We start from the raw sequence: 14,677 nt of genomic DNA on the forward strand, positions 1-14,677 counted from the left end.
CAAGGGCTTTTTTATATCACATTCAATACTGGTTTATTCAACAACCATGGTGAAAACTAAATGAATAATAAAATAACAAATGTGGTAATTGCCGGTGGGGGCACTGCAGGATGGATCACGGCAGCCTTATTAAATAAAGTATTGGGTAACGTGATCAACATCACCTTAGTTGAGTCTGATCAAATAGGGACTATTGGCGTAGGAGAGGCGAGTATTCCGCCAATTTTGCATTTAAATGGCGCGTTGGGCATAAATGAATATGAGTTTATTAATGCCACTCAAGCAACGATTAAATTAGGGATTGAGTTTGAAAACTGGCGCGAGCAAAATCATAAATATATGCATGCCTTTGGTAGCATAGGTAAAGATTTTCCATTTTGTGAGTTTCATCACTTTTGGCTAAAAGCAAAACAGCAAAACCACGCCTCCGACTTGTGGGATTTTTCTGTTAACTACCAAGCGGCAAAAGCAGGTAAATTCGCCCATTTACGTAATTTGCCTAATACCCAATTACCAGGGTTACATTATGCTTATCATTTTGACGCAACCTTATATGCCAAACTGTTAAAAAAACTTGCGCAGCAGCGCGGTGTTAAACGTGTAGAAGGTAAAATAAAAAGCGTGCAGCAGTGTCAGCAGTCAGGTGATATACAAGCATTAACACTTGAGAGTGGCTCAGTAATTAAGGGCGACTTATTTATTGACTGCACCGGGCTAAGTGCATTATTAATTGAAAAAACCTTAAATACAGGCTTTGAAGAGTGGTCGCATTGGCTACCTTGCGACAGCGCAGTAGCAGTGCAAAGTGAATCAGCGAATGAGCCAGTACCTTATACTCGCTCTATTGCCCAAAATGCTGGTTGGCAATGGCAAATACCTTTACGGCACAGAGTTGGTAACGGCTTGGTGTTCTCGAGCCGCTATTTAACAGATGATGAAGCAAAGCAGCAATTACTCGCTAATTTGCCCGGCAAAGCAATAACAGAGCCGCGGGTGATCCGTTTTAAAACGGGGCGCCGACGCTTACAATGGCATAAAAATGTAGTTGCTATTGGACTCTCAAGTGGGTTTTTAGAGCCGTTAGAGTCAACCAGTATTCATTTAATTCAAACAGCGGCTATTCGATTAATTAAGTTGTTTCCGCATAATGGGATTAAACACTCGCAAGTAACTACATATAACCTGCAAAGTAAAACCGAAATAGAACGCATACGCGACTTTATAATTTTACATTATAAGCTTACCACCCGCACAGATAGCGCATTTGGGCGTCAATGTCAGCAAATGAGTATTCCCGAAACTCTGCAACAAAAAATAACCTTGTTCAAGCAAACAGGCAAGCTCATTCGAGAAGACGACGAACTTTTTTCCGAGCCAGCGTGGCAGCAAGTAATGATAGGTCAGGGGCTTGAAGCAGATGATTATCACCCATTAGCCAACGCCCTAACTGATGAGCAGCTGCTCGCATTATTTTCTGATTTAAAAGCTTTGATTAACCACACGGTTGAACAACTCCCTTCCCATAGTGAATTTTTATCTAGGATGAAAAATAATTAAATGAAAAAGCTAATTAAAGCACTGTTTGCTACAACATTGTTTACTGCAATACCATTTACTGCAACAAAGGCACAGGCCATGTCTGTATCGCCACAAAATTGGTGGGTTGGCATGCAAAATGAGGCATTGCAAGTTATGTTGCATGAGCCAAACATTGCTAAACAACAGTGGCAATTAATCCCCTACAATGGGGTTAAGTTAATCAGTATTAGCAAAACAGATAACCCTAATTATGCGTTTTTAAACCTAAAAATAACGCCGCAAGCAAAGCCTGGTGACTTAGTGTTTACCAGCCCAACGGGTGAGCGCTTTGAATACCCGTTACATACTCGCAGCAGCAACAGTGCCAAGCGTAAAGGCTTTAACAGCCAAGATACCCTTTATTTAATTAACCCAGACCGTTTTGTAAATGGCGATAGCAGTAACGACACCGCAGCAGGCATGTTAGAGGCCGCTGATCCAAAAAGTAAAGGCGGGCGCCACGGTGGCGACTTACAAGGGGTGATCAATGCACTTCCATATTTAAATGATTTAGGGGTAACTCAATTGTGGTTAACCCCAGCGCTTGAAAACAATATGCCAAGCTACTCTTACCATGGTTATGCTATTACTGACTTTTATAATATAGATCCCCGTATGGGCAGTAATGAACTCTACCAAGAGCTGTCAAATAAAGCGCAGCAACAGGGGATTGGTTTAGTGATGGATTTTGTACTTAATCACTTTGGCTCTGAGCATGTGTGGATGAATGACAAGCCAACGTCTGATTGGATTAATTTTAATGGTGAGTTTGCCAATGGTAAACATGCCACTAGTCATGCAAGGCAAACCATTCAAGACCCTCACGCCAGCCAGTTCGATAAACGTCAATTTAGCGATGGCTGGTTTGTAGAAACCATGCCCGATTTAAACCAGCGTCAACCTTTGTTGGCAACCTACCTAATTCAAAACACCATTTGGTGGATTGAGTATGCAAATTTAAGCGGTATTCGAGTAGATACATATTCATACTCAGACAAAGCTTTTTTAGCCAATTGGACCAAAGCAATTATGAGCGAATACCCAGCGTTTAATATTGTTGGTGAAGAGTGGACTACCAATCCAGCAATTGCATCGTATTGGCAAGCGGGCAAAAATAACAGCGACGGTTATACTTCAAGTTTACCCAGTGTGATGGACTTTTCGCTGCAAGAGGCGCTCATTCAAGCTTTAAACGAAGATGAAAGCTGGAACACAGGTTGGGTTAAAGTATACCAATCACTTGCCAATGATTTTTTATACCCTAATCCAAATAACCTTTTAGTATTTGCCGATAACCACGATATGAGCCGTGTTTATACTGAGCTAAAGCAAAATCTAAATAAAACCAAAATGGCGATGACCATGCTGCTTACCACCCGCGGTATTGCACAAATGTATTATGGCACCGAAGTATTACTCGATAACACAGGCAGTAATGACCACGGCGATATTCGTATTGATTTTCCGGGCGGCTTTGCTGGGCAAACAGTTAATGCCTTTACAGGTAAAGGGCTCACAAATGCACAGCGTGATATGCACCAAACCCTACGTACGTTACTTAATTTTAGAAAGCAAAGCCCTGCATTAGGTTATGGCAAGCTAACGCATTTTAGTCCACATCAAGGTATTTACAGTTATGCACGTATAGCCGATGAGCAAATAGTGTTGGTATTTTTGAATAAAAATAAGCAGGCTAAAAATTGGTCATTAGAGTATATGCAAGAGGTGCTTAAGCTGCATACAACAGCAACAAACTTGTTTACTAAGCAGCAAATTAATTTAACTGATGCAATAACATTAGCACCCATGAGCGCCACAGTATTAGTGATAGAGTAAATTGCTTAACTGAATACGTATGCAGCGACTGTCAGTCAGTCGCGCTTCACACTAGTATTAAATTCATAACAAAAACGACAAAGTAGTAGAGTAGACTATGACAATAATGAAGATAATTAAATATAGCCCTTTGTTTTTAGCCAGCAGCATTTACCTAACAGGCTGCTCAGATAGCGAAACACAAGCTAATCAGGTTAATGAGCAATTAACTAAATCTGCAGATGAGATCAGCAAACCAGTTGTATACCAAGTATTCACTCGTTTGTTTGGTAACACCCAAACGGTGAATGTACCTTGGGGCACTAAGGAGCAAAATGGGGTTGGCAAATTTGCCGACTTTAATGACGCCGCATTGCAAGGCATTAAAGATTTAGGCACCACCCATGTTTGGTATACCGGCGTGTTGCATCATGCGCTGGTGGGCGATTATAGCCAATACGGGATAAAACAAGACGACCCTGATGTAGTTAAAGGCCGTGCGGGTTCGCCTTATGCAATAAAAGATTACTACGATGTAAACCCAGATCTTGCAGTAAACCCAGAGCGTCGCTTAGTGGAGTTTTCTGCACTTATTGAGCGCACTCATCAACATGGTATGAAAGTGGTTATTGATATTGTGCCAAACCATGTGGCGCGTAACTATCATTCAATTGCTAGGCCTGCTGGTGTAAAAGACTTTGGCGAGCAAGACGATACCAGCAAAGAATATGCGCGTGATAATAACTTTTATTATGTGCCAGGGCAGTCGTTTCAAGTACCTAGCTCTGATCAATACCAAGTTTTAGGAGGAGATGCACACCCATTAGCCGATGGCTTGTTTAACGAAAGCCCTGCTAAATGGACAGGAAACGGCGCGCGTGCAGCCAAGCCCGATATAAACGACTGGTACGAAACTGTAAAAGTAAACTACGGGGTTAAACCCGATGGCAGTTATGACTTTCCAACCCTACCTGCAAGCTTTGCAACTAAAGATGCCCGAGCGCACTATGAATTTTGGCAAGACAAAAACCTACCTAACAGCTGGTATAAATTTCGCGATATTGCACTATTTTGGTTAGATAAAGGCGTAGATGGCTTTCGCTATGACATGGCCGAAATGGTGCCAGTTGAATTTTGGAGCTTTTTAAATTCGGCAATCAAAATGCAAAACCCTAATGCCTTTTTACTTGCCGAAGTATATAACCCAAAAATGTACCGAGGTTATATTCATCAGGGCAAAATGGATTACTTATACGACAAGGTGGGTTTTTACGACACGCTAAAAGCTATTATGCAAAATAAGCAAGCTGCGAGCACTATTTTTGATGCACAACAGCAAGTTGCCGATATAGAACAGCACATGCTGCACTTTTTAGAAAACCACGACGAGCAACGTATTGCCAGCCCCGATTTTGCAGGTAACGCGCTATGGGGCAAACCAGCCATGGTGGTATCTACGTTAATTAGCCGCTCGCCTAGCTTGTTATATTTTGGCCAAGATGTAGGCGAAGATGGCTCTGAAAACGCCGGGTTTGGCACGCCAACCCGTACCAGTATTTTTGATTATATTGGCGTTCCTGCGCATCAAGCGTGGATGAATAACGGCCAGTTCGATGGTGCTAATTTAACACCTGAGCAAGCTAGCTTACAAAAATACTACAAAGCCATAATGGCGTTAAATAACTTACCTGCGGTAGTGGGCGGTGATATGCACGCTTTAAACGTACAGGGTAGCGACAGGGTTGTTGCGTTTTCACGTAGTTTAGGTCGCCAAGTTATTTTGGTACTAAGCAACTTTAGCGAGCAACAACAAACAATCACTATTAACTTAAATAGCCAAACAACTGCAAATATAGGCGCAAATTCAGCGTTACACGATTTACTCGAAACACATAGCGGTGTGTTAGTGAGCAATAACGATCAAGGTGCAAGTTTTACACTTACCCTTAATGCACTAAGTAGCGCGGTATTAACCAATAAGGTAAATAATGAACAATAATAATAGCAATAAACCTGACCTAAGCTTTTGGCAAATATGGAACATGTGTTTTGGTTTTTTAGGGATTCAATTTGGGTTTGCCCTGCAAAACGGTAACGTTAGTCGTATATTTCAAACGCTTGGTGCCGACATTGATGATATACCTATTTTATGGGTAGCCGCTCCGCTAACGGGGTTAATTGTACAGCCTATTATTGGTTACTGGAGTGATAAAACCTGGGGTAAGTTAGGTCGCCGCCGTCCGTTTTTTTTATATGGTGCAATTTTAACTACACTGTCGTTATTTATAATGCCTAACTCACCAACGCTGTGGGTTGCTGCCGGTATGTTGTGGATTATGGATGCGTCAATTAACGTTACTATGGAACCGTTTCGTGCTTTAGTTGGCGACAACCTACCTAAAAAACAGCGTGCAACAGGTTATGCCATGCAAAGCTTTTTTATCGGCATTGGCGCTGTAGTTGCATCAGCACTACCATGGATGATGGCTAACTGGTTTGGTATTGCCAATACTGCACCGGCTGGGCAAATTCCTGATTCAGTAAAATATTCGTTTTACTTTGGCGCGGTAATTTTACTGGTTGCTGTAGGTTGGAGTATTCTAACCACCAAAGAATACTCGCCAGAGCAACTCGCTGCATTTAATCAACAAGAAGAGCCTGCTTCTCAAAGCCAACCAACAGCTAATATTAACTTTAGCAAAGGGGGCATAATATTTAGTGTTTTAGGCTTAGCCGTTTTAGCCTTGGTAAGCGCCTTAAATTTAGAAAAAGAACTGTATTTATTGGCTGGTGGTTTAGTGAGTTTTGGGGTTGTTCAGTTTATAGCGGCAGCCTTGCAAACTAAACAACTTACATCGGGCGGTTTTTATCAGGTATTAAACGACGTATTTACTATGCCCGAAGCCATGAAGCAGCTGGCGTGGGTGCAGTTTTTTAGCTGGTTTTCGTTATTTGCAATGTGGATTTATACCACTTCAGCGGTAACGGGTTTTCATTACGGCAGCAGCGACACCAGTTCCCCAGCTTATAACAACGGCGCTGACTGGGTAGGTATATTATTTGCCGCGTATAACGGCTTTGCAGCACTTGCTGCAATATGTATTCCGATAATAGTTAAGCGCGTTGGTTTAAAGCTCGCCCATTGTTTTAACCTAATTTTAGGCGCGCTGGGCTTAGCCAGCTTTATTGTTATTAAAGATCCCACCTTACTTATTTGGCCAATGATAGGTATTGGCTTTGCGTGGGCGTCTATTTTATCACTGCCATACGCCATGTTAAGTACCTCGGTGCCGAGCAGTAAAATGGGTGTTTATATGGGCATATTTAACTTTTTTATTGTTATACCCCAGCTGTTAGCCGCCAGCATTTTAGGGCTTATATTACGCCACTTTTTTGAGAATCAACCAATATACGCTTTGTTAATAGGCGCGGTGTCGTTTTTACTGGCAGCCGTTGCCGTATTGCGCGTTAAACAATCTTAATTTTTATAAATAAAAGCAAATTACTGCCTCTACCATTGCATTTTTAAGGCAAGGGCAGAGGCAGCAAAATAACTAACCATTAGGCTAAAACCATTCGCAACATATTACAGTTGCACTTTAATTGAATGGGATACAGCAATTAGCATAAACAACAAAAACAAAGGGGATAAAATGAAAACCTTTACCTTGAGTGCATTAGCACTGGCACTAACATTAACTGGTTGTAAGCCAGCGCCAGCGCCATCAACAAATACTAACACTAATAACGCAGTAACTACTGCGCAAACTAAAGCAGTAGAACAGCCAGCAGATTGGTGGCAAACTGCCATATTTTATCAAATTTGGCCGCGCAGCTTTTACGACAGCAATAACGATGGTCATGGCGACTTTAATGGCATGACCGCAAAACTCCCATACCTAGAAGAGTTAGGTGTAAATGCACTGTGGTTAACGCCTATTTTCGAAGCGCCTTCTTATCATGGCTATGACTTTACAGAGTTTTATAAAGTTGAAAGTGACTATGGCAGCATGGCTGAGTTTGAAGCGTTTATAAAAGCGGCTGATGACAAAGGTATGAAAGTTATACTAGATTTAGTGATCAATCATATATCTAGTCAGCATGATTGGTTTCAACAATCTGAAAAACAACAAGCGCCATTTAGCGACTATTTTGTATGGCGTGACGATATGCCTAAAGCAGGCAGTGGTTGGGGGCATGCTTGGAGCGATAACGACAAGCCAGAAGCCGTATGGCATTGGAGTGAAACGCGTAAGCAATATTATTATGGTGCATTTGGTGCAAGCCAACCCGATTTAAATTTACGCCACCCAGATGTGGCTAATGAAATGAAAAAAATGGCAAAGTTTTGGCTCGACAAAGGCGTAGCAGGATTTAGGCTTGATGCAGTACGCTTTGCTATGGAAGGCGGTGCAAATGCACAAGCCGACACCCAAGAAACGATAGAATATTGGCAAGACTTTAATCAATATATAAAAAGTGTAAATCCACAAGCTTACCTAGTAGGCGAAGCATGGGCCGACCTTCCTATTGCCGCAAAGTACTATGGGGAAGGTAAGGGGCTAGATCAAGGCTTTGACTTTGAAGTAGGCTATAAAATTTTGAGCTTACTTAAAACCGATACCGACACAGATGTGCTCTTTGGTACTATGCCATCTAATGAGCAGCACAAAGGTAAAAATGCACTCATCCTTGATGAAAACCTACAACAACGTAAAGACTCACAAGTACCACTGCACTTTTTTACACCGTTTTTAACTAATCACGATCAAGAACGTGTTGCTTATCAACTTAAAGAGCACGATGGTAAAGCAAAACTAGCTGCGGCCATGTTATTTAGCTCACCAGGTACACCGTATATTTACTACGGTGAAGAAATAGGCTTAACGCAGCAGCGCATCGGTGACGATGTTTATAAACGTGCGCCCATGCAATGGGACAATAGTCATCAAGCGGGCTTTACGCAAAGTGACAATAGTTGGGTTGAAGAAACGGCATTATTTGGTGATGATTTTGCAAACTGGTGGCCAGAGTTTCTTGCTAAGCAACTAGCAGCAGGCGATCGTAGTGTTGCAGCGCAGCAAGCACAACCAAATTCTGTTTGGCGTTTATATCAGCACTTAATCGCAATGAAAAAGCAGCGCCCAGAGTTTACTATTAACGGCAGTTACCAGCTAACGCAGCACGACAATGGCATAGTAGAAGTAACGCGAGAGTTAAACGGCAGCAAAAGTGTTTTTGTACTTAACCTAACCGATAAAGCTCAAAGCATCAGCAGTATTACACGCGACGGTTTAACAGCCAGTTGGCAGCACGATCTCAATGGCGATCAACTTGCCGCTTACGGTTTATTGTTACTAAATAACACACTGTAAATAGCATACTTATTATAGGGGTTAACATGCGTTAGCCCCTATTTGTTACTACGCACAGTCCCCCCGTTACCCTTTGTAGAAACACGATTTAAAGGGAAGTTTCACAAAGTCACACATCAGATCACATTAAAGTAAAGCTGTGCATATAAGCACTTACTTGCATTTTGCCCTATAACATTATTAAAAGTCGTTTTGGGATATTTTAACAAAGACAATTTTATAACACACGTAATCACTTGTTTACATTGGAGTTGTTTGGTGCAACTATTGAGCTATGTAATATACGCCGTTTTGGGGGGTTATAAACCCCCATAGTGGTGTTCAATAAGCTGTTAGTAGTATCAGCAAATATCCATTATCAATCAAAGGGAAGTGTCAATGAAAAACGATTCATCATCTAAATCTAATAATTATTTAATTGCATCTTTTATTATGTTTTTAGGTTTAATCTACAACGTTTTTGAACAAGACTTTATTGGCTCAGGAGTGTTTTTAATTTCTGCTATAGTGTTTTTATCCTTGAGTATAATCAAAAAACGTACAACAACGAAAGAAAGTTCAGTGGATTAAAATACTACTAACAAGAACTTCAAACGGAAAAAATACAGTTGGCTGTTTTCACTCCGTTCAACATTTTAGCCAACTATATTTTTCCGCTTAAGTAGGCGTTATGCCTAAGGAAGTTTCTCACTTATGAGTCAAGATTGGATTCTACAGAAAAAAGAAACTCGTCGAACTTTTTCAAAATCAACTTGGGTGCCTTTGAGAGCGTCTATTGATAGCGAGAAAGGAAATGTAAAAAAAATAGGCTTTACCAACGAGTTTTTTGGATGTGGATCGGTTGCATTTTCTCCTGATCATCGAGATGTTGCTGAAAAACTAAGTTGGAGTGATATCGGGATTGGTTCAAATATCGGCCCATATGCATACGATGATGGCTACTACTCAACCATAGATGAGTATCAATATAACGATAAAGAGCCTATCGGAGTTCATCTCGTCCTTGAACTATCGCAACCTGTTGTCGGAGGACGGCAATGGATATTGACCCCTGACCTTGTTTCTGCGCTTCGCCTAATTAAAGAGGGGCTGAATTGGGTAAGGCCAGAAGAAAATTTTGTAGTTGTAGCTCGAGAAGTTCTGGATGAAAAAGGTGAGCCACAGCTGATTGAAATTAAGAGGGAGTTTCTTCTCGACTATTTAGCGGCTAGAAATTTATCTCTAAGGTTATCGTACTATCGGCAAAGAGTCGAAAACGTACCAACACTGGAAGATAGCGAATATGCAGGCCTAGAAGACCACCAAGAAGAGAGGGATGGCGGTCGCTATGAACTGCTTGTTCGCAGTATAAATGATGTATTTGGTGGGAGCTGGGCAATGTTTCGTACTTGGCGCACTGATGTAGATGAAGAAGAAGATGCACCTGTAATGGGGCCTGAAACAAACGAAAATACTGATTATGAAAGCTCTGAGGGAAACAAGTCTGGTTTTAATGGTGTACGGGTAGAAGGAGAGTTTTGGCGGGATGAGTGGATTGACCACCAAGGTATAAGCAAACGCGTTAGAGGGGATGCTGATACAAATTTACCTCAATTCATAGTCGAAACAGATAGTACGCGTATTGCGTCATCTGAGCTAAACAATGAAGACGTTGGAAGATGGTTATGGTTTCGGTCAAATATTGTAAATGAACTGTTGGGGCTTCGAGGCTTCTCACTTGAATGGTATACAGCCGAAACAGGCGCTATTCACTCCACTTCTGGTTATAGAATTCACTTTGGAATAAACTCAGAGGATTTCATTACAGTATATGCTTATGACATAGCCCGTCTTCCTTCATGGGAACAGAACTTATGGGCTGCCCATAATGTAGTCCCAGAGGGCAAGGTTTCCAGTGAATTGTTAGATTCTCAAGTGAAAGCTCAACCAGCATCCACACATGCAACTGAAGAGTTGCTTTTTGAAGTGATGAGTATGCTTGAGAATGGATTTAAACAAGAGTTTAACGTTTCTCTATTCTCACATGATTTAGACCGTGTAGAAGCCTTAAAGAAAATATCTAGATTCGAAAGTAAAGATCAGGCGTCATTGCTTAGACTAGCAAAAGAGATTGTGCGCGTTTTCTCCGACCGGCTAAATGTCAAAGATTTGCGCACGTTATCAACACATGCGAATAAGGATAAACTTGGCTCAAACAAACTATTACAAGACATACTATCCCAGAAAGTTGGCGATGATACTGCTCGTAAAGTCTTTGGGCCAATTGTAGGTGCTTATGATATGCGAGTAGGTGATGCACACCCGACCAGTTCAAAGATTGGAGAAGCCTTAGAGCTTGCCGGAATTGACAATGAAAATTCGTTTTTAAGGCAAGGGCAACAATTGATTTCCAATGTTGGGCAGTCAATTTGGTGGATTGGTAAGATGATGTTTGAAAAGCCCCAAAAATGATGAGTCTCGCAAGTTGGCATAACAAGGCGCTGCTGTCGGACAATTTTTCCGCTGCGCTCCAAAATTGCCGCAGAGCGCGGCGTTAAGTGCCTACTCTATGCTACAGCTGTACATCATAGAAATTAATACTATTAGAGGTAAGCTTGAAAAACTCATTTCAAACAATGATTGAACGTCCTGAAAGCAATGTTTTAGATAGAGCTTGTAAATGGATACGTCCAGAGTTTCATCCAATTGATGGAATTGGTGAAGAGGAGTTGTGGAGGCTTCAAGGGTTAATAGTTGCAATTGGGTTTATAGACAGTCAACAACAATCCATTATAGGTAGTGGTATCATGATTGCACCAGGACTTTGTCTTACCGCGACTCATGTTATTGAAGAAACTGAAAAGAAGCATGCGTTACTATTTACGTTTCCTAGTGATAGCAACATGAGAATTTGGACGCCAGAAGACTTCTCGGCTCAAGAAAAAATATCAATTGAATTAATTCCTTTTCAAAAGCCAGAGGCCAAATATAGTGATGTTGGTATTTTATCGTATTCCCCACTTTCAAAATTCACTGATAAAAATGATTATTTATTTGCTCCCATTGAAGCATCCGTACCTAAAATCGGAGAACGACTCTGGGCTACTGGCTATCGAGAAACATCTAATGATGGTGTACCCACTATATCATTCTTCATAACTTCTGGACTCGTAACTGAGCAATATTTAGAAGGCAGGGGCTCCCATATTAATGGACCGTGTATAGAAGTTGCCATGCAAGCGTTAGGCGGTATGAGTGGAGGGCCAGTGTTTAATGCAGAAGGAAGAGTGGTTGGTGTTATTTCCTCTTGTTTAGAAGGCCAAGTTGATTCTAAAGGCCCTACATACGTTTCTCTAGTCTGGACATCACTACTATCAACAGTACATTCACCATGGCCAGAAAATCATTGGCCAGAAAATGTAGCTGGTATCCAGACATCTTCAAATGGGCAAGGTGCTAGGCTATTAGGAAAGGCCCGATTTGATAAGGATGGCGCTTTTCGTGTTAAGTTTCCAGAGCAGAGTTCAGAGTCAATGTTATCAGTCTTAAAGTCTGCTGGTGTTGAGCTTCCAAGTGAAGATTATGAGTTTTCTGATTTTGCATACGATAATTTTGAAGAGTTTCTTGAAGAAAAAGGTCTTAATTATTTATCTGAAGTAGATAAAAGTATTTTTGATAGATCTCTGATACAAAAAGAATATACAGAAACGTTAAAGTTATTTAAGTGTTTTGATGCTTATATTATGGAAGGTCTAGAAGATTTACTTATCCAGTCTGTTTCATTGTTAGATGATGGAAATGTGGGTGTTGATGCTTTCTTTGATATGAGAATTGTATTTGTTAGATTACAAATTGCTAAAGTTGAGCACACATATCATGAGGCTGCAATTACCTCTATAGCTAGTCTTCACAATCAAGAATTGGATGAGGATAACGTATATTATGATCACTGTGCTCGACCATTCTACAGAGTTAACTTTACATATAATATTCAGTCCCAAGAATGCCAAGATATAAGGTTTCAGCTTCTATCTATGAAAATATGAATAAAGGCACTTAACAAAGCAATTAAATCGGACGCAGTACGGCTGTCGCGGTTTTTGCTAAACACAAAAAAACAGCAAAAACATCGCCAACCTATGCGCCGTTTATTGCGGCGTTAGGTATACAAGCAAACAAGGGTGCATAATTGAATTATTTAAATTGGTTACAAAAGGTATTTCCTAAACTGAAAGATACCCCAAATGAAATTATTATCTCATATGTTGATGAAGCGAAATCTGATACTGAACTTCTTAGAGAGTTTATTAAAGTCTTAGGAGGTTTGCTCTTTATTCTCCCGTTTAACCTATATCTTTATATCTCTGGTATTCAATCATTTACCAGTCCTTTATATTGGATGCTAGTTATTGTTTCTTTTGGTGTTGGCGGTTTTATTGGACTTTATTGTGAACAAAGATTGATTAAAAGGCGCCTTAAAAAAATAGTGCAGTTAAAGTATACCTAACAACACGCCCTGAGGTGGACGACTAGTAAAATTTAGCTATTAATTGCAAATTTTACTAGTGGTGAGCCTCTGCGTTTTAATGCTGCTAAATACGTCGATTCATCGTAGGGTGTATTCGTTTTGCAACACCTAAATACAATCCTTATCCATTTAAATGCCAGCGATTTAATAATGCTTTTATGTGGCTTGCCCTTGGCTTTTTGTTGCTCATAATACGCTTTAGCCCAAAACGGATAACTAATAAAAAGCCAGTTCTCTCAACAGCTAGCCTCATGAAAATGAGGGGGAGCTTTAAAAAAGCCAATTAAAACACCAATTAAAACAACCAATTAAAACAATACCTAGCTCTCACTTTATATTCTGCATAAAATAACGTAATAAATTGAACCAAAATAGGAACTCGGCTATGGTTTGTTTATCAATAAAAACAAATAAAAAACGAGTTTATCTACAGGCTCGTTATGTGAAAAGGGATTTTTAATAATGGCACTTTTTTATATTTCACTCGGAGCTGTTTTCTTTTTAATAGCTATCGCCTGGTTTGGGTTTGTAGCTTTATATTCTCAAGTAGAAAATTCAGGATTCGGTTTTGGTTTTATTATGGGGGTACTTCCTGCGTTACTTAGCATGTTGCTTATAGTGCCTAGTACGTTGTATAGAACTGTTTTTGTATTTACGCAAAAGCCAAAGCAAACAATGAAAGCTAAAGTTACTTTAGCAATTGGGCTGCTAATCACCTTACTTTATAGTGGTGCCATTATTAAGTTAGCTTTCACATAATAACATGCAATATTAGTTACTTAGCGGGTTCTAATAAACTAAACACAGGTAAGCGCCATTTAAAGCGTACCGATGCCATACGTATTAAGTACCCTGTAACTAAGCTAACAATAATACTTATATTGTCATCAATATTATAGTGATGCAGTACTAGGTATAAACACGCCACAATAAGTGAAACGCTGGCATACAGCTCGTGGTGTAATACCAATGGCGCTTGACGACATGTTAAATCACGTAACAAACCACCAAATACGCCAGTAACTATGGCTGCAACCACGCAAATACCATAGTGTAAACCCATATTTAGCCCAACTTGGCAGCCAATAATACTAAAAGCAGCTAGGCCAAGGGCATCTAAGCGCATAAATATGCCTTTAAACTTAACTACCCATTTAGCCAACCAAGTGGTGATAATGCCGGCCATACAGGTAATTAATAAATATTCTGGATGTTGCACCCACGTAAGCGGGTAGTTACCAAGTAAAATATCTCGAACGCTACCACCACCTATGGCGGTGGCACTGGCTACCAAGCTAACGCCAAACCAGTCCATTTTCATTCGGCCAGCGCTTAGCGCTCCGGTCATGGCTTCTGCTGTAATACCAATAATAAAAACAATACTTAATAGCATGAGATAGTC

Annotated in this window: 11 protein-coding genes; 10 read left to right on the forward strand and 1 reads right to left on the reverse strand. The window is 40.5% G+C overall.

The window, feature by feature from the left end:
- Positions 1 to 60: 60 nt before the first annotated feature.
- The 10 genes from H5058_RS09825 to H5058_RS09870 all read left to right on the forward strand — a co-directional run bounded on the left by H5058_RS09825 (position 61) and on the right by H5058_RS09870 (position 14,034).
- Positions 61 to 1,557, forward strand: a complete 1,497-nt coding sequence (locus tag H5058_RS09825; protein WP_182677898.1) for a tryptophan halogenase family protein — start codon at positions 61 to 63, stop codon at positions 1,555 to 1,557.
- A complete protein-coding gene (locus H5058_RS09830; RefSeq protein ID WP_089368199.1) occupies positions 1,558 to 3,414 on the forward strand; it encodes a glycoside hydrolase family 13 protein in 1,857 nt (618 codons plus the stop codon). It begins immediately after the preceding gene.
- Between the two features lie 106 nt (positions 3,415 to 3,520).
- A complete protein-coding gene (locus H5058_RS09835) occupies positions 3,521 to 5,392 on the forward strand; it encodes an alpha-amylase family glycosyl hydrolase (protein ID WP_182677900.1) in 1,872 nt (623 codons plus the stop codon).
- Entirely contained in the window at positions 5,382 to 6,875 is a 1,494-nt protein-coding gene (locus tag H5058_RS09840) for an MFS transporter (protein WP_179806619.1), read from the forward strand. The genes H5058_RS09835 and H5058_RS09840 overlap by 11 nt, the downstream gene beginning before the upstream one ends.
- Before the next feature lie 171 nt (positions 6,876 to 7,046).
- Positions 7,047 to 8,768, forward strand: coding sequence for an alpha-amylase family glycosyl hydrolase (locus tag H5058_RS09845; RefSeq protein WP_182677902.1), 1,722 nt, complete (start codon positions 7,047 to 7,049; stop codon positions 8,766 to 8,768).
- A 378-nt stretch (positions 8,769 to 9,146) separates the two neighbouring features.
- On the forward strand, positions 9,147 to 9,338 hold the full coding sequence (locus H5058_RS09850) for a hypothetical protein (RefSeq protein ID WP_182677904.1): 192 nt from the start codon (positions 9,147 to 9,149) through the stop codon (positions 9,336 to 9,338).
- Positions 9,339 to 9,461: 123 nt separating this feature from the next.
- Positions 9,462 to 11,219 carry a hypothetical protein gene (locus H5058_RS09855; RefSeq protein ID WP_182677907.1) on the forward strand — a complete coding sequence of 586 codons (1,758 nt, stop codon included), beginning with the start codon at positions 9,462 to 9,464 and terminating at the stop codon, positions 11,217 to 11,219.
- Positions 11,220 to 11,362: 143 nt separating this feature from the next.
- Positions 11,363 to 12,793, forward strand: a complete 1,431-nt coding sequence (locus H5058_RS09860) for a serine protease (protein ID WP_182677909.1) — start codon at positions 11,363 to 11,365, stop codon at positions 12,791 to 12,793.
- Between the two features lie 143 nt (positions 12,794 to 12,936).
- Positions 12,937 to 13,254 (forward strand): hypothetical protein, encoded by a 318-nt coding sequence (locus H5058_RS09865; RefSeq protein ID WP_011328041.1) that lies wholly within the window; start codon positions 12,937 to 12,939, stop codon positions 13,252 to 13,254.
- A 483-nt stretch (positions 13,255 to 13,737) separates the two neighbouring features.
- A complete protein-coding gene (locus H5058_RS09870) occupies positions 13,738 to 14,034 on the forward strand; it encodes a hypothetical protein (protein WP_182677910.1) in 297 nt (98 codons plus the stop codon).
- A 16-nt stretch (positions 14,035 to 14,050) separates the two neighbouring features.
- On the opposite strand, the gene H5058_RS09875 is transcribed toward H5058_RS09870, so the two are convergent.
- Positions 14,051 to 14,668, reverse strand: a complete 618-nt coding sequence (locus H5058_RS09875; protein ID WP_182677912.1) for a trimeric intracellular cation channel family protein — start codon at positions 14,666 to 14,668, stop codon at positions 14,051 to 14,053.
- Between the last annotated feature and the right edge of the window lie 9 nt (positions 14,669 to 14,677).

The sequence above is a fragment of the Pseudoalteromonas sp. SR45-4 genome (assembly GCF_014163535.1).
Taxonomy (GTDB): domain Bacteria; phylum Pseudomonadota; class Gammaproteobacteria; order Enterobacterales; family Alteromonadaceae; genus Pseudoalteromonas; species Pseudoalteromonas nigrifaciens.